This is a genomic window from Candidatus Igneacidithiobacillus taiwanensis, from assembly GCF_031962545.1.
GTDB classification, from domain to species: Bacteria; Pseudomonadota; Gammaproteobacteria; order Acidithiobacillales; family Acidithiobacillaceae; genus Igneacidithiobacillus; species Igneacidithiobacillus taiwanensis.
The window spans coordinates 31,838-53,408 of the sequence record NZ_JAVRKK010000006.1; the positions used below are offsets into that span (position 1 = coordinate 31,838).

General features: G+C 60.4%; 18 protein-coding genes. 8 read left to right on the plus strand and 10 right to left on the minus strand.

What is annotated here, in order from left to right; translation table 11 throughout:
- Positions 1–64 precede the first annotated feature (64 nt).
- Positions 65–1,960: a penicillin-binding protein 2 gene (gene mrdA / locus RTI30_RS01955; RefSeq protein WP_312261769.1), complete on the plus strand. Its 1,896-nt coding sequence runs from the start codon at positions 65–67 to the stop codon at positions 1,958–1,960.
- Positions 1,961–2,183: 223 nt separating this feature from the next.
- Positions 2,184–3,422 (plus strand): voltage-gated potassium channel protein, encoded by a 1,239-nt coding sequence (gene kch, locus RTI30_RS01960; protein ID WP_312261771.1) that lies wholly within the window; start codon positions 2,184–2,186, stop codon positions 3,420–3,422.
- A 5-nt stretch (positions 3,423–3,427) separates the two neighbouring features.
- Here kch and RTI30_RS01965 read toward each other — a convergent pair whose 3' ends face one another.
- The 3 genes from RTI30_RS01965 to RTI30_RS01975 form a co-directional block, all read right to left on the minus strand.
- On the minus strand, positions 3,428–4,459 hold the full coding sequence (locus RTI30_RS01965) for a septal ring lytic transglycosylase RlpA family protein (protein ID WP_312261773.1): 1,032 nt from the start codon (positions 4,457–4,459) through the stop codon (positions 3,428–3,430).
- A gap of 144 nt (positions 4,460–4,603) precedes the next feature.
- Positions 4,604–5,107 (minus strand): hypothetical protein, encoded by a 504-nt coding sequence (locus RTI30_RS01970; protein WP_312261775.1) that lies wholly within the window; start codon positions 5,105–5,107, stop codon positions 4,604–4,606.
- Between the two features lie 14 nt (positions 5,108–5,121).
- Positions 5,122–5,502: a glycine zipper domain-containing protein gene (locus tag RTI30_RS01975; RefSeq protein WP_312261777.1), complete on the minus strand. Its 381-nt coding sequence runs from the start codon at positions 5,500–5,502 to the stop codon at positions 5,122–5,124.
- A 130-nt stretch (positions 5,503–5,632) separates the two neighbouring features.
- On the opposite strand from RTI30_RS01975, the gene RTI30_RS01980 reads away from it, so the two are divergent.
- Positions 5,633–6,025, plus strand: coding sequence for a hypothetical protein (locus RTI30_RS01980; protein ID WP_312261779.1), 393 nt, complete (start codon positions 5,633–5,635; stop codon positions 6,023–6,025).
- 142 nt (positions 6,026–6,167) lie between these two features.
- Here RTI30_RS01980 and RTI30_RS01985 read toward each other — a convergent pair whose 3' ends face one another.
- The 7 genes from RTI30_RS01985 to RTI30_RS02015 form a co-directional block, all read right to left on the minus strand.
- Positions 6,168–7,763 (minus strand): SulP family inorganic anion transporter, encoded by a 1,596-nt coding sequence (locus RTI30_RS01985; protein WP_312261780.1) that lies wholly within the window; start codon positions 7,761–7,763, stop codon positions 6,168–6,170.
- Positions 7,764–7,868: 105 nt separating this feature from the next.
- Positions 7,869–10,217, minus strand: a complete 2,349-nt coding sequence (gene metE, locus RTI30_RS01990; protein WP_312261781.1) for a 5-methyltetrahydropteroyltriglutamate--homocysteine S-methyltransferase — start codon at positions 10,215–10,217, stop codon at positions 7,869–7,871.
- Between the two features lie 103 nt (positions 10,218–10,320).
- Positions 10,321–11,094 (minus strand): bifunctional demethylmenaquinone methyltransferase/2-methoxy-6-polyprenyl-1,4-benzoquinol methylase UbiE, encoded by a 774-nt coding sequence (gene ubiE / locus RTI30_RS01995; protein WP_312261783.1) that lies wholly within the window; start codon positions 11,092–11,094, stop codon positions 10,321–10,323.
- Positions 11,095–11,105: 11 nt separating this feature from the next.
- Positions 11,106–11,762 carry a glutathione S-transferase family protein gene (locus RTI30_RS02000; RefSeq protein ID WP_312261785.1) on the minus strand — a complete coding sequence of 219 codons (657 nt, stop codon included), beginning with the start codon at positions 11,760–11,762 and terminating at the stop codon, positions 11,106–11,108.
- On the minus strand, positions 11,759–12,382 hold the full coding sequence (gene metW / locus RTI30_RS02005) for a methionine biosynthesis protein MetW (protein ID WP_312261787.1): 624 nt from the start codon (positions 12,380–12,382) through the stop codon (positions 11,759–11,761). The genes RTI30_RS02000 and metW overlap by 4 nt, the downstream gene beginning before the upstream one ends.
- Positions 12,379–13,530 (minus strand): homoserine O-acetyltransferase, encoded by a 1,152-nt coding sequence (locus RTI30_RS02010; RefSeq protein WP_312261788.1) that lies wholly within the window; start codon positions 13,528–13,530, stop codon positions 12,379–12,381. Before RTI30_RS02010 ends, metW begins: the two co-directional genes overlap by 4 nt.
- A gap of 26 nt (positions 13,531–13,556) precedes the next feature.
- The gene (locus RTI30_RS02015) at positions 13,557–16,022 is read right to left on the minus strand and encodes a heavy metal translocating P-type ATPase (RefSeq protein WP_312261789.1); all 2,466 of its coding nucleotides are present in this window, start codon (positions 16,020–16,022) and stop codon (positions 13,557–13,559) included.
- Between the two features lie 346 nt (positions 16,023–16,368).
- Between RTI30_RS02015 and RTI30_RS02020 the strand changes: the two genes are divergently transcribed.
- The 5 genes from RTI30_RS02020 to RTI30_RS02040 form a co-directional block, all read left to right on the plus strand.
- Entirely contained in the window at positions 16,369–17,661 is a 1,293-nt protein-coding gene (locus RTI30_RS02020) for an OprD family outer membrane porin (protein WP_312261790.1), read from the plus strand.
- Entirely contained in the window at positions 17,651–18,754 is a 1,104-nt protein-coding gene (locus RTI30_RS02025) for an ABC transporter ATP-binding protein (protein WP_312261791.1), read from the plus strand. Before RTI30_RS02020 ends, RTI30_RS02025 begins: the two co-directional genes overlap by 11 nt.
- The gene (locus tag RTI30_RS02030) at positions 18,751–19,731 is read left to right on the plus strand and encodes an extracellular solute-binding protein (protein ID WP_312274570.1); all 981 of its coding nucleotides are present in this window, start codon (positions 18,751–18,753) and stop codon (positions 19,729–19,731) included. Before RTI30_RS02025 ends, RTI30_RS02030 begins: the two co-directional genes overlap by 4 nt.
- On the plus strand, positions 19,728–21,344 hold the full coding sequence (locus RTI30_RS02035) for an ABC transporter permease subunit (RefSeq protein WP_312261794.1): 1,617 nt from the start codon (positions 19,728–19,730) through the stop codon (positions 21,342–21,344). Before RTI30_RS02030 ends, RTI30_RS02035 begins: the two co-directional genes overlap by 4 nt.
- Positions 21,345–21,361: 17 nt before the next feature.
- The coding region (locus RTI30_RS02040; protein ID WP_312283317.1) for a hypothetical protein at positions 21,362–21,571 on the plus strand (210 nt) is incomplete at its 3' end.

The window sequence follows — 21,571 nt, forward strand, 5'->3', positions numbered from 1 at the left end:
TTTGTTGCACGAAGCCTATGACGAAAGGACTGACCGGAAGTTCCCATACCCTCTGTAAAGAAGGATGAACGGCAAGGGAACTCTTGCCGCGCAATCGCCTCTATGTCTGCACATGAACAATCACGGTGTCGAAATCCGCCGCTTTCGTCAGCGCCTCGCCTGGGCCGCACTCATCCTGCTGGTTCTCCTGCTGGTGTTGATTGGGCGCGTGGTACTGCTGCAGGTTTTTCAGTATCACCGCTTTCGTCACTTGGCGCGCGCCAACCATACCGCCATTGTGCCGCTTGCTCCGCCCCGGGGACTGATTCTTGCCGATCACGGACAGGTGCTGGCATCCAATCACCCGCACTATGTGCTCGAACTCATCCCCGATCAGGTCCAGAACCTGCACCGCACCCTGCGCCGTTTGCAGCAGGCTTTTCCGATCCCGCAAAAGAAAATACAGCAGCTTTTGCACGGTATCGACGACAAACCTGCGTACCTGCCACGGGTCTTGCTCTCCCATTTGACGCCAGATCTGGTGGCACGTTTTGCCGTGCGCGAGCAGGACTATCCTGGCATACGCCTAGCGGTACGCTGGCAGCGTTACTATCCCTACGGCAGTCTTTTTGCCAATACCGTGGGTTACGTTGGCCCGGTCACCGCCCGCGATCTCCAAGGCTTTGACGCCCACCAATACCAATATCGCCATAGCATTGGCGTCAATGGCCTGGAGTATTCCCTAGAGCGACAATTGCGCGGGCATTTTGGCTACGACATCCTCAGCGTCAATGCCCTCGGCGATCCCGTATCTACCTTGCGTCGGGTCGCGCCGCGGCCGGGAGACACGGTGCGCACCACTCTTCGGCTGCGCGTGCAGCAAGCAGTGGCCCACGTCATGGATAAGGAACACTATCGAGGCGCCTTGATTGCCATCAATCCCAATACCGGCGCCGTGTTAGCCAGTGTGAGCAGCCCCAGCTACAACCCCAACTGGTTTGTCGATGGCATCAGCGCCAAGCATTGGCAAGAGCTGCTGCGCAATCCTGACCATCCTCTGCTCAACCGCACCCTTGCCGGTCTGTACCCGCCGGGCTCGACCATCAAGCCCTTTTACTCCATCGATGCCCTGCAATACGGGATTTTACCGCCGCATTTCCATACCTATTGTCCCGGCTATATTCGGGTGGGGGGGCATGTTTTTTGGGACTGGTATCGTTCGGGCTTTGGCGAGACCGGCTTGCGCAAAGCCCTGGCTTGGTCAGTGGATGTGTTTTTCTACAAACTCGCCCTGAAGATGGGCATACGGCGCCAGGACCAAACCTTGTGGCGCTTTGGCTTTGGTACACCCGCCCCCATCGATCTCGCCGGCAGTGCGCCGGGTTTTGTACCCACTCCGGCCTGGAAGGCCAGCCACCTGCATGCGCCCTGGTATAGCGGCGATACGGTGATTCTCGGCATTGGGCAGGGCTATTTGCTGGTGACCCCGGCGCAGTTGGTGCGGGCGGTTGCCGCGATTGCCAACGGTGGCCGGATGCCCTACCTGCATCTCGTCAAAAGTCTGCGCAACCCCAACACGGGAAGGGTTTCCACGCCGCACTTTCCGCCGGCTCGACAGTTGCACATTCCCGCCTTTGCCTTACGAGCCGTGCGCGCGGGCATGCGCGCCTGCGTCACCTCTGGTACCTGTAAGACGGTTGCTTACCCCGGTATTAGCGTTGCCGGCAAGACGGGGACGGCGGAAGTACCCGTCGGCTACCGCCACGGTCGTACGATCTATAACGATGACTCGCTCTTCATCGGCTGGGCGCCCTATCATCATCCACGTATTGCCGTTGCGGCGGTGGTCGAAGATGGTGGCGGCAACGCCTGGCAGGCTTTGCCCCTTGCCAAGGCCGCTATCCTTTCTTATTTGCGCCCGCATCTAAAATTACATACCTTTACTAACATAGTAGTGAACCCGGCCGCAGCTTTTGGTTAGGTATGCCGCGAATTCGCATGGGAACCTTGGTCTATGATAGGGTTCTAATGTTCTCCGATTCCGTAAAACCGCACAGGAGCCTCCGATGTTTTATGCTTTATTCATTATTTTGAGTCTGTTATGGGTCATTGCCATGGTCGCGGCAATGAAAAGCACCTTCACCGGTGATGATGCCAGCGACCATTCCTGAGGTGTTGACTTTGCGGAGAGTGAATCGCCGCTCATGATGCGTCCTGCAGAAATTTTTCATTTCTCCCCCTGGCAACGGGCGCGACGCTGGGCGGCGCAGGTGCGAGCGATCCTGCGTCTGGACCTTTGGTTTCCGCAGATCCCCCTCGCCCTTGCCGTGGCTGGATTGGGTGCCGTCTCCGTTCTACATGCTCTGCCGACCTTGGAGTCATTGATTCCGCAGCTCTCGGTCATTACCCCCAGTAGCACCCTAACGGAACTGCCTGCCTTTACCCAGCTGGGGGCGATTCCCTCCCTGGTCGTAGGGGTGGTGTTGCTGATCATGGCCTTTGGCCTGGTGCTTCGCTCGCGCTTGTCTTGGGCCCTGACCCTCATCATCTCGGCGGTGAGTCTTGCGCTGCTGCTACGCCACCAGCAGCAGCTCAGCATTGCGATGCTGATCTTCAACGGGTTGATTCTGCTGGCCTTGCTGGCCTTTCGCCGGCACTTCTCACGCTCCAGTGTGGCGGCAGGTACCTTGTTTGCCTCGCTCTCCATCATTCTGTTGATCAGCTATGCCGTCTTTGGCGCATATGTGCTCGGCGCCGGTTTCGCGCCTAAAATCGATAACCTGGGTACGGCGCTCTATTTTGCCGTAGTGACGATGTCTACCGTTGGTTATGGCGACATCGTCCCAAAAAGTCCTGAAGCCCGCTATTTCGTCATTTCGATCATCATTTTGGGTATCACGGTTTTTGCCACTTCGATTTCCGCCGTGGTCGTACCCCTCATCAATGGGCGCATGCAGCGATTACTGCTCGGCGAGAAAAAGTCCGACTGGAGCGACCATTATGTGCTCGTTGGCGATAATCTTTTTGCACAAAATACCTACCGCGCCCTGCGTCATCGACATTTGAAGGTCTTGGTCGTGGCACCAGCGCAGCCAGAACGACAATGGGTACACGAAGACGATCTCTTTGTGGGCGACCCTACCGACCCTGCTGTTTTGCGCCGCGCCGGCGCGATGCGCGCCCTCGGCGTCCTCGCTCTGCGCAATGACGACAGCGAAAATGCCTTTATCGTTCTCACTGCAAAGGAAATGAATATTCCCGGCAAAACGGTGGCGCTGGTGGGCAATCAGCGGCATCTGCAGCGGTTGCGGCAGACTGGTGTCGACCTGATCATTGCCCCGGAAGTATTGGGGGGACAGCTTCTGGTGCAAAGCCTATTAGGCGAGGAGCTAGCGGGCGACGCCATGCTCGACACCATATTCAGTTCTGGAGCAACCGCCTGAACTCTTCAGCCATCGCTTTGCTGGCTCGGCTGGAAGTCCCCCAACTGCAATCGCCGTAGGCTGTGCACGTAGCTTGCGGTATCGTCGGTACTGGCAAGGGGACCAATCTTTACGGCATACCCCGAGGCTGCGCGCACGAGGTGCGCAGTGGTGATGCCAAAGGCATGGAGCTTTTGCTCTTCTTGACGTGCCCGCTGCAGTTCCATTGGCTGCGCACTCACCAGATAGATGACGTTATCGAGCTGCGGACGGGAGAGCACCGGAGGTGTCTGCATCTTCCGCGGCCGCGGCGCTGCAGCGGCAGGATTGGAGGGCGCAGGACTTGCAAAGGCGCTCGCCACCACGGAGCGAAGTTGGGCGCGCGACTGCGGGACCTCGACCGGAACCGGCTCGGCGCGCAGAGGTGTTGCGGGCTTGGGCTGGAGATTCTGCACCGGTACCAGTTGCTGGAACACCCGCGGTTGATAGGGTGTTGGCGCTGGGGCACTGCTCTGGACGGTCTGGATCCGAACCTGCGCCGTTCCCTGGTTGACGATGCCCAAGGCGCGTGCGCTACCCACAGACAAATCCATGATCCGCCCGGCAACAAAAGGACCGCGATCATTGACCAAGACCAGAATGCTGCGCCCATTTTGCAGGTTGGTAACCCGAACGCAGGAGGGAAGCGGCAAAACCCGGCTTGCGGCGGTTAGGCGGTTATCGTGAAAGGTCGTCCCCATGGCGGTAACGTGGCTGGAGGAGGCAACGTCGTACCACGAAGCGATACCGACGCGGTCATAGCCTTGGGCGCTCTGTAACGGGTGGTACCACTGCCCATTGATCTCATAGGGTTGATTGTAGGCTGCCTGGAGATTGGGCGGCGGTGCGAAGCAAGTCTCCCCATTGGAGTACGCAACTCCGCCACTACCGGGGCCCCGGTTGACGGCATACCTAGCGGAGGGCCCGGGCGTTGACACGCTGGCACAACCCGCAAGGGTAATGATTCCCGCCGCTACCAGCGACCAGCGCACTAGCTGAATGAGTGTGGACTCCTGCATGCGGGCTTTTCTATCCTCGTGGCCGGGAGTGAGCTCTCCAGAGATGGTCAAACAGTACGCGAACAATACGCTTCAGTCCACTGAAAGATAGAAGAAAAATTAGCAACTGCCAAGTCGTTTGACGAGCTTGCCCGAAGGCTGGACCTAGGCCCTGTTCTGCCAGAGCTTTTTTCGGGTCTGTAACCATGCGCGCATGGCGCGCAGATCGCGCTGCAGTAGGCTAGCCATGATGGTCAGGGAAAAACATAGCACGCCAAGGGCTGTCCACCACAGAAAGCTTGGCATGCCAAAGATCAGATTGACAAGAAATACACCCAGAATCGGGCCAAATAAAAACAGGCTCAACATCCATTCGCGGCGCAGGAGTTCGACACCGGCACCAATGGGGTCGAGCACCAAGGTCTGGGGCTCTGCAGACCCATCCTTCAGTGCCAAGACCTCGTTACCATGCAAGAGTACCTCGGCGGCTATGCTCTCCTTCGAAGAAGAAACTGCCTTTGCCTGCAGTAACATCTCATTGCCTTCTACCCTGACGCGTAGCCAGCGCAACGGACCGACACCGGCAACGACGATACCTCGCCGTTGCCAGGGACGGACCTTGGCCTGCCAATGCAGGCGTGCTGGCAGCCAAGTCGCTTCGACTGCCACCCCAGCACCAGGACTCAGTTTGGGTTACAGGTGTATCCGGGAGGGCAGCTCGGTGGCTGCTGATATTGCGGTGCCGTGGGAGTGCACGTATATCCCGGAGGACAACTGACGTTGCTGGCAGGAGGTGCGTAATAACCGGGGGCTGGTGCCTGTGGTGCCTGCTGCTCCTGCGACTTGGAAATGCCATACCCAGCAAGGCCGCCAACACCAGCACCAATTGCGGCACCGGCCAAGGGCGATCCAGTTTGGTTGCCAATGACGGCGCCAGCGATACTTCCCAGCAGAGCGCCGCCGGCGGTGTTGGCGGTGGTGGCATTACTGGCATACGGGTTGTTGGCACAACCGGCAAGGACCGCAGGAACGGCGAGTAAAATTATCCAACGAGATATCTTCATTACCTTTGCCTCCATCAGGTGTTTCTGTTGTTTAGATCATGAATTTGCAAAAAAATTGCGGTACCATTCTACGGGTATATCCGATTCGCGCAAAGGCCGGGATAGCCGGCTTAGACTGGAGAAATATTTCATGACCCGTCGTCAAGTTGTTCCTGGCTTGTTGCTGGGCGTAACCCTGCTCCTCTCGGGATGCAGCGCCTCCTTTGCCCCACAACTCAATCCGGTGCCCTACTACACCTACTACCCAGCCTCGCTGCCGGTGGTCACCAACGCCGCCGAGCGTGCCCTGACTGCTTCCGGAATGCGCTACACCGGCACCAAGGCAATCAACGCCCAAACGACCGAAGTCCGGGGTTACACTGCAAACGGCGATGCCATTCTCATCACCTTGCACCAAGTGGGTAGTGCCGTGACCAAGTTCGATGCCCGCATCGGGCTCTACGGACATCTGCGGGAAGTGCAGGAGATCGAGCATTGGATGGGGCAGTACGTAGGTCAGGCAATTTCTGCCCCGAGCTCTTGACACGCTTTTCCTTGCCCTCCGCATGGCAAAGTATGTTGTTCGTCATCGGCGACAACGACTGCAGATCAGGTCGTGGTCGGGCAGTGGCGAGGGTTTCGCGTCCGGTGTCTCACGTCTACCGCTCTTCGTACCCCGGAGACACCTACACAGCTGCTCTGAGCAGGGGGGCGTCGAATCCCTTTTCGCGTACCTCGATGCGGCGCAGCGCAGCCGATTGCTCAAAGCTGCGAATCACCTCGAGCACGTCGTGGTCGATGAAGCTTACCTGCGTGCCGTCGAAGGTCAGGATGCTATCTACCGGCAGGGAGTCGAGCAGGCGCGCGAGGCGTGCTTTGTTGACGAAGCTCACTTCGCGCTTGAGGCGTAGGCAGTAGCGACCCTTTCCCTCTTCCTGCAGCTCGATGGCGCTGTGGTAGTTGGCACGCAGGACAAAAAAGATTCCGACCACCAGCCCGATGCCAACCCCGATGAGCAGGTCGGTGAACAGTACCGCGACGATGGTGATGACGAAGGGCAGAAACTGACTCCAACCCAAGTGATACATGTGCCGAAAGGTGCGCGGGTGGGCGAGTTTGAAGCCGACCACGATGAGGATGGTGGCCAAAGCGGCAAGGGGAATCTGATTGAGTAGACCGGCAAGAAAAACCGCCGCCAAAAGCAAGAAAACCCCATGTAGAAAGGCCGCTGCCTTGGTCCGTGCACCGGCGGTGATATTGGCGCTGGTACGCACGATTACCGCAGTTACCGGTAGCCCGCCGAGAAGACCGCTGAGGACATTGGCAATTCCCTGGCCATACAGTTCGCCGTCGAGGGGGGTACGCCGACGGAAGGGATCGAGCTTATCGGCAGCCTCGATGGAGAGCAGGCTTTCGAGACTTGCCACAATGGCGATGGTGATGCCCACGATCCACACCTGCTCTTGGCCTAAAGCCGACCAATCGGGAAATTGAAAGAGCTGGCGTAGATCCGCTATCGAGTGGGTGAGGGGCAGCTGCACCAATTGCTCGCTGGTCAGGTGCAGGTTGGGTAGGAAAGCGTGAAAGAAAATGTTGAGGAAGGTACCTGCAAGCACGGCAATCAGGGGGCCGGAGAACCAAGTCTGCCGTTTTAGGCTCGGCACGGCATCCCAAAGCAGCAAAATGCCCAGACAGACAAGGCTTACCAGAAAGGCGCCCCATTCCAGGTGGCCGAGGGCACTGAAAATACCGGAAAAAGTATTTTCCGAGGGGCCGCTCTGGAATTCCTGGCTACCAAATTGCCCGAGGTCGAAGCCCACGGCGTAGGGAAATTGCTTCATGATCAGGATAATGCCGATGGCTGCCAGCATGCCCTCGATGACCGCTGAGGGGAAGAAATAGGCAATACCCCCGGCGCGTAGAGCGGCAAGTCCGATCTGGAGAGCGCCGGCAATGACCACCGCAGCCAGAAACGGCGTAAAGCCATGGAGATCCTGTATGGCGACGACAATGACGGCGGTAAGGCCGGCAGCCGGGCCGCTTACCGAAAGCGGCGATCGACTGAACAAGGGGACGACGATGCCGCCAATGATGCCGGCAAGAATCCCCGCCATCAGCGGGGCCCCGGAGGCTAGGGCGACCCCTAGACAGAGGGGGATGGCGACCAGGGCCACCACCAAGGCCGCGGGAATGTCGTAGCGCAGGTTATGCCAGGGGGATAGATCTACCACCGAGCTGGGCACGGTTCCGCTCTTTGCACCGGACTCTTGTCTCTGACGCATCAATTCGCTCCCTTTATGAGAATAACTGAGCGATTAGAACAGCTGATGGGCACCGAGGTTCCCCACGGCCAAAAAAATCCCCGCCGAAGCGGGGATCTTGCCGGGTCAGGCTAGGCGTTTGCGGATTTCCTCCGTGGCCTTGACCATGTTTTCCAGGGCGGGCGTCACTTCCGCCCATTTGCGGGTTTTTAGGCCGCAATCGGGGTTGACCCAGAGCCGCTGTGCAGGTACCACCTTGGCTGCCTTTTCCATGAGCTGCACCATCTCCTCGACGCTCGGCACACGCGGCGAGTGGATGTCGTAGACCCCCGGCCCAATTTCGTTGGGGTAGTTGAAGGTGGCAAAGGCGTCGAGCAATTCCATCTGCGAGCGCGAGGTCTCGATGGTAATGACGTCGGCGTCCATGGCAGCAATGGCCGGCAGGATGTCGTTGAACTCCGAGTAGCACATATGGGTGTGGATCTGCACGTCGTCGGGAGCGATCTGCGCCGAGATGCGGAAAGCGCGGGAGGCCCAGGCCAAGTAGTTGTCCCAGTCCTTGCGCTTGAGGGGCAGACCTTCCCGATAGGCCGGCTCATCGATCTGGATGATGCCGATACCGGCGTCGATCAGGTCTTGCACTTCGTCGCGGATAGCTAGGGCGATCTGCAAGGCGGTCTGCTCCCGCGGCTGGTCGTCGCGAACGAAGGACCATTGCAAGATGGTGACCGGACCGGTGAGCATGCCCTTCATCGGCTTGCTGGTCAGGGACTGGGCGTACTTGGCCCACTCGACGGTCATCGGATGCGGGCGGGAAACGTCGCCGAAGATGAGGGGCGGCTTCACGTAGCGGGAGCCATAGCTCTGCACCCAGCCGTGGCGAGTGAAGGCAAAACCGGCAAGCTGTTCGCCAAAATATTCCACCATATCGTTACGCTCGGGCTCGCCATGTACCGGCACGTCGAGGCCCAAGCGCTCCTGCTCGCGCACTACCAAGGCGACCTCGGCCTCCATGGCCTTACGGTAGTCGGCGTCGGAGAGCTCGCCCTTACGGTGCGCCAGGCGCGCCTTGCGGATTTCCGGGGTCTGCGGAAAGCTGCCAATGGTCGTGGTGGGGAAGGGGGGGAGCCGGAAGCGCGCAGCCTGCGCCTTGGCCCGCACGGGATAGGGGCTACCGCGCTGGCCGTCATCCTTGCCTAGGGCTTGCAGGCGTGCTTGCACCGCGGCGTTGTGAATGCGCGGCGAGGTCTTGCGCGAGGCAACGGCTTGGCGCGCTGCCGCCAGTTCCGCAGCCACTGCGGCTTCGCCCTGGTTGATGGCGCGGGCGAGGATCTGCAGTTCGTCGAGCTTCTGCACTGCAAAGGCCAGCCAAGACTTGAGTTCGTCGTCCAGCTCCGTCTCCTGGGCGAGGTCGACGGGGCTGTGCATCAGGCTGCAGGAAGGGGCAATCCACAGGCGGTCGCCCAAGGCCTGCACTGCCGGTGCCAGGGTCGCTAGCGCCTGGTCGAGGTCGGCGCGCCAAACGTTTCGACCGTCGATGACGCCTAGAGAGAGGATCTTGTCTTGGGGGTACCCGTTCAGGAAGACATCGCGCTGGGCGGGGGCACGGCGCAGGTCGAGGTGCAGGCCGGCCACCGGCAGGGCCTTGAGGCGCGCCGCATGTTCGGCAACCGACTCGAAGTAAGTGGCAAGCAGAATCTTGGGGCTCGGCCCCTGGGCGAGTTGGGCATAGGCTTGGTCGAGGGCTGTTAGCCATTCCTGGGGCAGATCGAGAACCAAGGCGGGCTCATCGATCTGTACCCACTCGACGCCAGCAGCTGCCAGGCGGGCAAGAATCTCGGCATAGACGGGCAGCAGCTTGGGAAGTAACTGCAAGCGGTCGAAGCCGTCGTGACGGGCGCTTTCGCCATGCCCGGCGCAGCCCTCGTGATGGCGGTGTCCAGCCTCGCCGCTGGCTGCCTGGGCATCTTTTTCTTTGCCCAGCCACAGATAGGTAAGGGGTCCAACGAGTACCGGCTTGGCGTTCAGGCCCAAGGCTTGCGCCTCGCGCACCTGCTCGAAGATCCGCTCGCTGCTCAAAAAGAAGTCCATGTCGGCATGGAATTCGGGGACGATGTAGTGATAGTTGGTATCGAACCACTTGGTCATTTCCATGGCGGGCTGCGTCTTGGAGCCACGCGCCATGGCAAAAAATGTGTCGAGGTCGACCTGCTTGCCACGAAAACCGTAGCGCGGCGGCACGGCACCGAGGGTGCAGCTCATGTCGAGCATTTGGTCGTAGAAAGTGAAGTCGCCCACGGGTACGAGTTCGACGCCGCAGGTCTGCTGGATGCGCCAATGACGCTCACGCAGCTGCGCGCCGCGTGCCTCGAGTTCGGCGGCGTCGATTTCGCCCGACCAGTAGGCCTCGGTTGCCTTCTTCAGCTCGCGTTTGTGGCCAATGCGGGGAAAACCAAGATTGTGCATCCGGGTCATAGCGTCACTCCTCTGGAAAAATTGCCGCCATGATGCCGCGCCCGAGGACCGGGCTCAAGCGGAAAATTGTACGAAGGGGAATGAATCCCCTTCATGCCGCCCCTCAGTCGAGGCGAAAGCCACGGTGGATGGCGACGATGCCACCGGAGAGATTGTGTACGTCGACGCGGGCAAAACCGGCGTCTTCCATCATCATGCGAAAGGTTTCTTGGTCGGGAAAACGGCGGATGGATTCCACCAGATATTGGTAGCTGTCGCGATCCTTGGCGACGATTTCGCCAATCTTGGGCAGCAGATTGAAGGAGTAGAGATCGTAGATCTGCTGCAGTCCCGGCCAGCGGGGATGGGAAAATTCGAGGATGAGGGCGCGGCCACCGATTTTTAGGACGCGGTAGATTTCGGCGAGGGCGCGCTCGGGATGCGTCATGTTGCGGATGCCGAAGGCGAGGGTGACCAAGTCGAATTGCTGGTCGGCAAAGGGGAGTGCTTCGGCATTCGCCTCGACAAATTCGACCCCGCTGAGAATACCCTTGTCGGCCAGCCGTTTTTCGCCAACGGCAAGCATTTCGGGATTGATGTCGGAAACTACGATGCTGCCGCCGGGCTGTAAGCGCTTGTGAAGAAGGATGGCGAGGTCGCCGGTGCCGCCAGCGAGGTCCAGGGCCCGCTCTCCGCGCCGCGGCCGCGCCAAGTCGACGGTGTAACGTTTCCACAGGCGATGCACGCCGAGGGACATGAGATCGTTCATCAGGTCGTAGCGGCTGGCAACACTGCTGAATACCCCGCGGACCAATTTTTCTTTTTCCGCCTCAGGAACCTCCTGATAGCCGAAATGAGTGGTGCTGACTTCGCCTTCGGGCAGCTCGTGTTCTGTCATCCCTTCCTCCGTTACATTGATCGCAGCAACAAACTGCCCTTTTCACTCAGATAGGCGCGCAGCAGATCGGCAAAGTCTGCGCGCACAGAACCGGCCACTTCCGGTAATTCCATGAGCTGGGCGGTCCACAGCCGTAGTTTGCCGAGACTCTCCCAGCGCGGCAATGGCCGCAGGCTGTGCAGAATTTCCATGCGCATGAATAGTGGCGCCAAGGCTGCGTCGACCAGACTGAAAGATTCTCCAGCAAAGAAGGGGCCGTCCCCCATGGCGGCTTCCAGGCGCTCGAGCTTGTCGCAGAGTTGGCGATGGGCGGCAATGAAGCGCTCCTCGCTCTGCGCCACCATCAGCTGAAACTGGTCGCCCAGGGCATCGCTGCCGAGGGCAATCCAGGCGCGATGCTGCGCGCGCGTGAGGGGATCGCTGGGGTGCAGCGGCGGCGGCAGGATCTCATCCAGGTATTCGTTGATGACCTGCGATTCGAAGAGCACCGTGTCTCGATCGATGCGCAGGCAGGGAACCTTGCCCAAAGGGGAAATCTCGAGAAACCAGTCGGGCTTGTGGGCGAGATCGATAGGCGTGAGGGTAAACGGTACTTCCTTGTGCAACAGCGTAATGACCGAACGCTGCACGTAAGGGCAGAGGGGGGAGCTGATCAGTTCCAGGTTCATTTCTTCTCCTCCGGCTGGCGTAGCGCACATCGATACAGGGCTACCTCACCCAAGAGGTTGGGCCAGACGCGGTTGGCAGCGGTGTTCCGCCGACGGTCGTCGAGTACCCGCCGCTCGAGAACCGCAATCTGGTTGTCGTGGCAGAGGGCATCGAAATCGTCGATGGTGCACAGGTGAATGTTGGGCGTATCGTACCATGAATGGGGCAGTACGTCCGTCATCGGCATCCGCCCCGTCACCCCCAATTGCCAGCGTGCCCGCCAGTGCCCCATGTTGGGAAAGGTGACGATGCCCTCGCGACCCACCCGCAGCATCTCGAGCAAGAGTTCGCGGGGGTAATAGACGGCCTGCAGGGTCAGGGAGAGCACGACGGTATCGACACTGTTGTCGGCAAATTGGCGCAGACCCTGATCGAGATCTTGCTGCAAAACCGGGAGGCCGCGCCGAATGGCAGCCGCCAGGCGATCGTCATCGACCTCGATGCCATAACCCTGCACCTGTTTTTCGCGGCGCAGATAATCGAGTAACTCGCCCTCGCCGCAGCCAAGGTCGAGTACTCGGCTGCCGGGACGAATCCAGTCGGCAATGATTTGCAGGTCGGGACGCAGAGGCTGGCTCATAGTCCTTGCTCCTCGGCAATGCGCTCGAAGTGGGCGCGCATGATCCGATGGTACTGCGGTATGGGCAGCAGGAAGGAGTCATGCCCGTGCTGTGCCTCGATTTCCGCATAGCTGACCGCCGCACCGGCGCGGAAAAGGGCCTGGACGATTTCCCGGGAGCGCTCCGGGGCAAAGCGCCAGTCGCTGCTAAAGGAGGCTACGAGGAAGCGCGCTTGCACTTGCGCGAAGGTGGCGGCAAGGTCGCCGCCATGGGCCGCCGCCGGGTCGAAGTAATCGAGAGCCTTGGTAATGAAGAGATAGCTGTTGGCGTCGAAATGCTCGACAAAGCGCTGGCCTTGATAGCGTAGGTAGCTCTCGACTTCGAAGTCGATGTCAAAACCGTAGGAAAGCTGCTTGCCACCCCGGGTTTCGCGGCCGAATTTCTTGCCCATGGCATCGTCCGAAAGATAGGTGATGTGTCCGATCATCCGCGCCAAGGCAAGGCCGTGTTTGGGTTTGGTTCCGGCCTGGTAGTAGCGGCCGCCGTGAAAGTCGGGATCGCTCATGATCGCTTGCCGGCAAACTTCGTTAAAGCCGATGTTTTGGGCGCTGAGCTTGGGGGCGGCAGCAATGACCACGGCATGGCGCAGGCGCTCGGGAAAGTCGATGGCCCATTGCAAGACTTGCATGCCGCCCAGGCTGCCGCCAACGATGGCGGCCCACTGTGCGATGCCCAAGTGGTCGCTGAGAACTGCTTGCGTGCGCACCCAGTCGGCTACGGTAACCATGGGAAAATCGAGCCCCCAAGGCTCCCCAGTGGCCGGGTTGATGCTGGCGGGGCCGGTGGAGCCTTTGCAGGAGCCCAAAAAATTGCTGCAGACCACAAAGAAGCGGCGGGTATCGATGGGTTTGCCCGGCCCAATCATGTTGTCCCACCAGCCCGGCTTGCGGTCTTCGGCGCTGTGGTAGCCGGCCGCGTGGTGATCACCGGATAGGGCATGGCAGAGCAGAACCGCATTGCTGCGCGCGGCATTCAGCTCGCCGTAGCACTCGTAGCGCAGGTTGTAACCGGGCAGGGACTGGCCGCAGGCCAGCGTCAACGCTTCGCGGACTTCGAGATCGTGATAGGAGACAATGCCGACGGAGTCTGCGGGAATCTTCTCGACCATGGGCTCCCTGGTGCCAGAGAAAGGCGTCAGTCTACGGGAAGCAGCGCCTTGCTGTCAGCCCCCCGCCACGGGCGCAGCCCTTTGAGGCGCAGACTGTTGCCGAGCACGAAGAGCGACGACATCCCCATCGCTACCCCCGCCAGCATGGGGCTCAAGGAAATGCCCAGCGGGCTTGCCACCCCGGCGGCCACAGGAATCAAAACGACATTATAAGCAAAGGCCCAAAACAGATTGCCGCGAATGGTGCCCAGGGTGCGGCGCGCGGTGCCAAGAGCCGTAAGTAGTTCGCCAAGATGACCGCGCGTTAGCGTCACATCGGCAGCCTCGATGGCGATGTCGGTACCGCTGGCAAGGGCAATGCCAACGTCGGCTTGCGCCAGGGCCGGGGCATCATTGATGCCATCGCCCACAAAAGCCACACGCCTTCCTTCGGCTTGCAAGGCCTTGACTACCTTGGCCTTGTCGGCCGGCAGGACCTCGGCATGGATGGCATCGATGCCCAGGGTGTCGGCCACCGCCTCGGCACTGCGCTGCGCATCGCCGGTGACCATGGCCACTTGCAGATGCCGCCGGTGCAAGGCAGCGATAACGGCTGCGGCCTCGTCACGGATGCGGTCGGCAATGGCAAGGAGGGCGAGAACCTCCCCATTGGCGGCAACGAAAACCACGCTGCGCCCCGCGGCCTCCCACTCCGCAGCGCGGGGCGCGAAACGGCTACTGTCTACGCCTTCGCGCTCGAGGAAGCGTCGAGCTCCCACCAGCACCTGCCGTCCCTCCACCTGGCCGCGCACACCGTAGCCGGCGATGGCCTGAAAATCCTCCACCGGCAAGAGGGTGAGTTGGCGCTCTGCGGCGGCGCGCACGATCGCCCGCGCCAAGGGATGCTCGGAAGCGGCCTCCAGGGCAGCTGCGAGGGTCAGGGCCGTCGCCACTTCTGCCCCGTCGATGGCGACGAGGGCAGGTCGACCCTCGGTCAGGGTACCGGTCTTATCGAAGAGTACCGTGTCGATCTGCGACAAGGTCTCCATGGCTTCTCCTTTGCGAAAAAGCACGCCAAGTTCCGCCGCCCGGCCGCTGCCCACCAGAATGGCCGCCGGGGTGGCGAGGCCCATGGCGCAAGGACAAGCGACGACAAGCACCGCTACCGCCGCTACCAGCGCTGCATTGATCGGAAACCCGAGCAATAACCATACAATGAGGCTGCCAAGGGCAATGAGCAGGACGGCGGGAGAGAAAATCCGCACCACACGGTCGGCTAGGCGCTGAATGGGCAGCTTACCGGTCTGGGCGTTTTCCACTAGGCGAATGATCTGGGCCAACACCGTATCATTGCCCAGGGAGCGGATCTCGATGAGCAAGCGTCCGTCTTGATTGACCGTGCCACCGACCACTGCATCGCCGGCTTGCTTGCGCACCGGCATCGGCTCGCCGCTCAGCATGGATTCATCTACCTGCGCGCTGCCCGCGCAAACCAGACCATCTACCGGGATGCGCTCCCCAGGGCGCACCTGCACCCGCTCCCCGACCCGCAGCTGGGCCAGCGGCACCTCATTTTCGCTACCGTCGGCCGCCACTCGATGCGCCGTCTTGGCCTGCAGATCGACGAGCTTGCGGATGGCGGCGGAGCTGCGCCCCTTGGCTAATTCCTCGAGATATTTACCCAAAAGCACCGCGGCAATTACCACCGCCGCGGAGTCGAAATACACCTGCCGCGCCCCGGGCGGGAAGATCTGCGGGAAGAAGAGCACCAGGCTGCTGTAGGCCCATGCAGCCCCGGTGCCGGTGGCAACCAGGGAATTCATATCGGGCGACAGGTGCCGGTAGGCAATCCAGCCCGGGCGGAAGAAGCGCCGCCCGGGGCCGAAGAGCACGATGCTGGCAAGGAGCCATTGCAGCCCATCCCAAAATTGCGGAAAGGGGCTCGTCGCCTGTAACAAGTGGGCAAAAGCAGGAAAGACCATGCCGCCCATGGACAGCACGACGATGAGAAGCGCCAACAGTAGGGCGATGAGTACATCGCGCCGCATGGCGCGCAAACCCGCGTGCCGATCCTGAACGGCAGCGCCGTCCAGGGGCTGGGCCGGGTAGCCCGCCGCCGCCACCGCGGCGGCTATCCGTTGCGGATCGGTCATGGCTGGCAGATAGCGCAGATGGGCCCGCTCGGTGGCAAGATTTACCGTCGCCTCGAGCACCCCGGAGCTGCGGCGCAGGGCCCGTTCGACGCGGCCAACGCAAGAGGCGCAGCTCATACCCTGTACCGCCAGATCCAGCTCCCGGACCACGGGGGTGTAGCCAATGGCGCGGATGGCGTCTACCGCCTGCTGGGCGCTGAGGCGCTGCGGATCGAAGTGCAGTCGAGCACGTTCGTTGGCGAGATTGACGCTGGCCTCACGCACCCCTGGCAATTTCTGCAAACTGCGCTCGACGCGGGCGCTGCAGGAGGCGCAAGTCATCCCCGCAACGTCGATTTGCAATTCTGCCGTCTCGCTCATCGCCCCTCCGTACCTTTCTATGCTGGCGGCAGTATAGGCGCTGCAGAGGCATGTAATGTCAAGCCCCAGGCTTGGTCTGGGTGGCTTGACAAGGGCTGCGGGGGCTTCCGGAGTACGGACAAACTGCTGTGGAGGTTACGTGTCATGCTAAATCGTCGCTCGATTCTCGTTTCTGGGTATGTTGTTGCCGCTCTTCTTTTCGCTTTCCAAGCCTTGTTGACTGGCGATGCTAGTCGTGTTGGCAATGCGTGTTCCGGCTGTCACAAAAAGTTCATAAAAAGTTCACACGCCTGTCATATTTCTGGGCTAGCATAGCGGGCCTAATGGAACCGCTATGGACCGCAAAATGACCAATCGCTCCAAGTATCTTCTTGCTCTGGGCTTGTCTGTACTGGCTCCCTGCAGCCATGCCGATACCCTCGCAAAGATCATTCGTGATGGCTCGGTGAGCGGCGATCTGCGCTCTTATTACTTCAGCAAGCTCTATGGCGCCCCCAAGCAAGAAAATCAGGATGCCTACAGTCTTGGTGGGATTCTCAACGCCCAGAGCGGGAGCCTGGACGGTTTCAGCGCCGGACTGAGTTTCTTTACCGCCAATAGTCTGGGTACCCACGGCGCCGACAGTAAAGCAGTGGATACCACCCTTATGGGTATTGCTCCTTCCATCAACGCCCTCGGTCAGGCGTATCTGCAGTACCAAATGCCCCAGCGTTTGTTGCTGCGGATTGGTAATCAGATTATCAACACGCCGTGGATGGGGCCGCGGGACTCGCGCATGCTGCCGCAAACTTTTCAGGGGATTTTTGCCAAGGTCGAGCCCACTACTGGGCTCACCATCGAGGGAATGCGTATCTTTCGCTGGAAAAGCCGCACTTCGAGCAATTATTATCGCGATAATCTTTATTATCCAACGAATTATGACGAAGACCCTCTGTATGGCGTCAAGAAGGTGGGCCTTAAGGATAACACTCCCGCCAGCAATGGTACGCTCGCCTTTGGCGCACAGTATCAGGGGGAGGACGCCAAGCTTGCCGCTTGGTATTACGACTTTTACCAATTTGCCAATCTTTTTTACACCAGTGTGCAGTATGGCCGGAAAGTGGCTGGTGTTACTCCCTACCTTGCAGGGCAATTCATGCGCGAGTGGGAGAACAACGGTATTCTCCAGAATTATCAAGCCAGTCTTTTTGGGCAGAAGGGTAGCGTCAACACCACGCTTTGGGGTGTAAAAGTAGGGATGAAAGTTCCTCTGGCCAACCTGTTTTTTGCCTACAATGAACTCCAGCCACATGCGCACAGTTTTGGCGGGGGCGCTATCGTTTCGCCCTACGGTAACTATACGGCTATGTACGCTTCCTTCATGACCAACAACCTGCTGGCCTTTGGGCCTGGGCATGCCTGGCGTTTGGGGGCTGCCCTGCAAGCGTGGCAGAAGCAAATTCGTTTTCTTGCCGGATTCGCCCACTTCAACACCAATTATGAGGGGCGGACCAACGGAGTCTACCTGGATCTGAGCTATTTCCCGCGACAACTTCGGGGCCTGAGCATTCGCGATCGTGTTGCCATCGACAATGGTTTGGCTTCCTACGCCGGGCATTCCTGCCTCTATAACCGCTTGATGCTGCAGTATGCCTTCTGAGGCGGCGCTGCCCGCGGAAATTGGGCTCGAAGTAGAAAAGCTCGGCATCGAGCTCGGGGGTCGGCAGGTGCTGCGCGAGGTGAGCCTGCGCCAAGAGCGCGGCAGCTATGCGTGTTTGCTCGGCGAGTCGGGCTCGGGTAAGAGCACCTTGTTGGCGGCCATTGCTGGCTTGCTGCGCCCGCAGCAGGGAAGCATCCGTCTCTGCGGCGAAACCGTTGCGGCACCGGGGGTGTGGCTTGCCCCAGAACGCCGCCAGATCGGCATGGTCTTTCAGGATGCCGCCTTGTGGCCGCATCTCAGCATTCTCGACAATGTGCTGTATCCCCTGCGCGCACGGCGCTTGCCGGTAGATCGCAAGCGCGCCCAAGCCTTGCTCGAGCGCATGGGGATTCCGGTGGCGGCGATTAAGCGCCGGCCGCACGAGCTTTCTGGCGGCCAGCAGCAGCGAGTAGCCATTGCCCGCGCCATCATTGCCAATCCGCGTATCGTCCTGCTCGACGAGCCGCTCTCGGCCCTCGACCACGGCGTGCGCGAGAATTTGCGGGAGTTTCTGCACGGCGTTTTTCGCGACGAGGGGATTACGGCCCTGCACGTTACCCATGATCCCGGCGAGGCCTTCTACCTTGGCCAACGAGTGGGGGTGCTGCACAACGGTCGCCTGGAGCAGTGGGATAGCCCCGAGGGCCTCTATCAACAACCTGCCAGCTTCGCCGTTGCCAAGCTGGGCGGTGCGGTGCGTGCGGTGCAGGCGCCGGTGCTCGAGCAGCAAGCCGGGCACGCTCTGCTGCTTTGGGAAGGGCAACGTCTCACGGTTCCCGCCGCCCGCAGTCTCCACGGGGCGAGTCGGGCCACGCTGCTGCTGCGTCCAGGTGATATCGAAGTCGATGACATCGACCCAAGCCAAGGAGCGCGTGCCGAGGTGCGCCATGCCCATTGGCACGACGGCCGCTATCTTCTCGCCCTACAGAGCAGCGATGGGCAAGAACTGCTCGCCTATTCCCGTCGCGGGGATCTCGGTCCCCGACCCTGGAAATTGCGCCCGCAACATGGCTGGTGCATCCCGCAAACCGCTACTACCCAAGAGGAGTCATGATGAAACGTTTCCTACTCGCCGCCCTGGGGCTTGCCTTTGCCGGCTCGGCCTCTGCCGCCACCCTCACCCTTTACAGTGCCGCTCCTGCCACCTTGGCCAAGTCCTTGGCTGCTGCCTTCGAGAAGAAGACCGGTGACCATGTCGAAGTCTGGACTTCCAGCACCGGCAAGGTCATGGCGCGCTTGGCTGCCGAGGCCAACCACCCGCACGCCGATGTGGTGATGGTGGCCGGCTGGTCGGCCGGATTGGATCTTGCCCACCAGGGGATGGTGTATCCGTATCGCCCGGCCTCTATCGAAAAGACGCTGGTACAGCCGGCCCAAGAGCCCGCGCCCTTCTTGCCTTACGGTCTGGATACGGTATCGATGGTCTTCAATACCAAGGCCCTACCCCAGGGCGCAAGCCTGCCCAATAGCTGGTTTGCCCTGACCCAGCCGGAATGGAAGGATCGTATCACCGCCCCCAATCCGCTCTTGTCGGGCACCGCGTCGAGTTTTCTGGTGGCCTTTGTCGACCAGTATGGCAACAAGGCCTGGCAGTTTCTTTCGGCCTTGAAGGCCAATGGCACCGTCTGGCCTGGTACCAACCATGCGGCGCTACTGCCGGTTTTGTCGGGGGAGCGTAGCGGAATGCTCGAGTGTGTGGGGCACGCTGCAGTGGCGGCCAAGGCGCAGGGCAACTCCGTCAGCCTCGTCTATCCCAAGGAAGGCACCATCATGATTCCGCGCCCAATCATGATCATGAAGTCGGCGCCCGACAAGCAACTTGCCGAGCAGTTCGTCAACTTTGCGATGTCGCCCGCCGGGCAAAAATTGGTGGCCAAGAACAATCTCTACCCCGCTCTACAGGGTATTCCGGCCAAGCCGATCATGGCCAAGATCGGTAGTTTCAAGGTCATCCCGGTCGATTGGCAGAAATTGGCCGCCGAGCAACCTGCCGTTTTGGCGCGTTTCAAAAAGCAAATCCTCGGCCAGTGAGTCGCTTTCTCAATCATCTCTTGGTCTACCTGATTTTGGGGGTGCTGGTACTGGCGCCCCTGGGTGCCATTCTCTATGAAGCCCTGCTGCCCGATGCCGGCACCGGGCAGGGGATTGCCCTGCTGCATTTGGGGGTAGACCGCCACTTTCTGCACGCCCTCCTGGGTACCCTGGGAATGGCGGGCTTTGCCGTGCTATATGCCTTGCCTCTGGGGCTCGCGTTGGCGCTGCTCATGTTTTATGCCCCACCGCGGCTCGCGCCGCTCTGGGAAGTCCTCATTCTGATTCCTTTCCTGATTCCGCCCTACCTGACCGCGGAGGCTTGGAGTTTGCTGGCGGGCCCGGTGGGCTTGATCGAGCAGGTGATCCACTTTGGCGGCACCCCGCTGGAGGAGTTTCTGTACTCCTTGGCGGGGATGGGAGCGGTCATGGCCCTGCATCTCACGCCCTTGGTCTACATCATGCTCCGTGCCAGTCTCGAAAATGGTAATTTTCGCCTTTGGCAAGCGGCGCGGGTGCATGGCGCCGGGGTCTGGGCCGCCTTTCGTTTGGCGCTACTACCCCTGCTGTTGCCGGCGCTGGCGGCGGCGGGCCTGCTGGTTTTTCTCGATACCTCGGCGGAGTTTGGTGTGCCGGCCTTGCTCGCGGGCTATGCCGGGGTATCGGTGCTAAGCACCAGTATCGAGTCGGCGGTAAATGTGTGGCCGGTAGATTTGCCGCGCGCCGCCGCCATTGGTCTCGTGCTCTGTACCATGGGGGTGATCGTATGGCTATTTTATCGCCCGTTGGTGCGCGAAAACCGCAGTCAAATCCAGCAGTCACGCAATCCACGGCGGTATTTTTGGAGCCTGCTGCCGCTTGCCCTGTTCGCTCTAATCGGCACCCTCCTGCCGCTCTCTGCCATTTTGGTGGTGTCTTTTGAAAAGGCGCTCACGGCCGGGCTAGAAGCCGGCAACTTTACCTGGCGGCATTACCATCACGTGCTCTCGCACCAGTCGAGCGCCTTTTCTGCATTGCGTACCAGTCTCGAACTCGCCGCTTTGGTGGCGGTGCTGGGTATGGTCGCCGCGCTGTTGGCGGCCAATATCGTGCGCCGCGGGGGGAGGATTGCGGCCTTTGTCGACCTCTTGGCTACCCTGCCCATGGCCATACCGGGGGTGGTACTTGCCGTGGGCATGATCCTCTTTTGGAATGCGCCGTGGAACACCTTGCCCATTTTTGGGCATCCCATCGTTTTGGCCATTGCCTATGCCACGGTCACCTTTCCCTTTGCCATGCGCTACGCGCGCACCGGCCTTGCGCAAATTCCGCCGCGCCTTGAACAAGCAGGGCGGGTGCACGGAGCCTCGCCCATCTTCAACGTATTGCGAGTACAGATTCCGCTCGCCTGGCCCATGCTCGTGGGTGGGGCGACGGTGGTTTTTGCCCTTTCCATGCGCGAGTTGGTCGCTTCTCTGCTCTTGCAGCCGGCGGGTACGCAGGTCATCTCGACCTACATCTACGGCAATTTTCGGCAGGGAATCATTGGCGACGGCATGGCGATGTCGGTGATTGGCATTTTCAGTTCCGCCCTTATTCTTGGCCTTGCCCGCGGCGCCTTGTTACGGCGCTGAATTTTTAGGAGAAACCTATGAAAACGACTTGCCGCCTGATTGCATTGGCACTATTGAGTCTTGCACCCCTGGCTGCCCAGGCGGTGCCCGCAGAAATCATCCTGCTTCGTCATGGTGAGAAGATCAATCCCTTTCAGCTCTCCCGCATTGGCGAGGAGCGTGCCCAAGCCCTCGCCCAGGTCTATCTGGGTAAGCATGCAAGCCACAGCATTCTGCCCAAAGGCGCG

What these genes read in the sequence shown, in the direction of transcription:
- mrdA (WP_312261769.1), top strand. Translation starts at nt 65, where the DNA reads ATGAACGGCAAGGGAACTCTTGCCGCGCAATCGCCTCTATGTCTGCAC.
- kch (WP_312261771.1), top strand. Translation starts at nt 2,184, where the DNA reads ATGATGCGTCCTGCAGAAATTTTTCATTTCTCCCCCTGGCAACGGGCG.
- RTI30_RS01965 (WP_312261773.1), bottom strand. Translation starts at nt 4,459, where the DNA reads ATGCAGGAGTCCACACTCATTCAGCTAGTGCGCTGGTCGCTGGTAGCG.
- RTI30_RS01975 (WP_312261777.1), bottom strand. Translation starts at nt 5,502, where the DNA reads ATGAAGATATCTCGTTGGATAATTTTACTCGCCGTTCCTGCGGTCCTT.
- RTI30_RS01980 (WP_312261779.1), top strand. Translation starts at nt 5,633, where the DNA reads ATGACCCGTCGTCAAGTTGTTCCTGGCTTGTTGCTGGGCGTAACCCTG.
- RTI30_RS01985 (WP_312261780.1), bottom strand. Translation starts at nt 7,763, where the DNA reads ATGCGTCAGAGACAAGAGTCCGGTGCAAAGAGCGGAACCGTGCCCAGC.
- metE (WP_312261781.1), bottom strand. Translation starts at nt 10,217, where the DNA reads ATGACCCGGATGCACAATCTTGGTTTTCCCCGCATTGGCCACAAACGC.
- ubiE (WP_312261783.1), bottom strand. Translation starts at nt 11,094, where the DNA reads ATGACAGAACACGAGCTGCCCGAAGGCGAAGTCAGCACCACTCATTTC.
- RTI30_RS02000 (WP_312261785.1), bottom strand. Translation starts at nt 11,762, where the DNA reads ATGAACCTGGAACTGATCAGCTCCCCCCTCTGCCCTTACGTGCAGCGT.
- metW (WP_312261787.1), bottom strand. Translation starts at nt 12,382, where the DNA reads ATGAGCCAGCCTCTGCGTCCCGACCTGCAAATCATTGCCGACTGGATT.
- RTI30_RS02010 (WP_312261788.1), bottom strand. Translation starts at nt 13,530, where the DNA reads ATGGTCGAGAAGATTCCCGCAGACTCCGTCGGCATTGTCTCCTATCAC.
- RTI30_RS02015 (WP_312261789.1), bottom strand. Translation starts at nt 16,022, where the DNA reads ATGAGCGAGACGGCAGAATTGCAAATCGACGTTGCGGGGATGACTTGC.
- RTI30_RS02020 (WP_312261790.1), top strand. Translation starts at nt 16,369, where the DNA reads ATGACCAATCGCTCCAAGTATCTTCTTGCTCTGGGCTTGTCTGTACTG.
- RTI30_RS02025 (WP_312261791.1), top strand. Translation starts at nt 17,651, where the DNA reads ATGCCTTCTGAGGCGGCGCTGCCCGCGGAAATTGGGCTCGAAGTAGAA.
- RTI30_RS02030 (WP_312274570.1), top strand. Translation starts at nt 18,751, where the DNA reads ATGATGAAACGTTTCCTACTCGCCGCCCTGGGGCTTGCCTTTGCCGGC.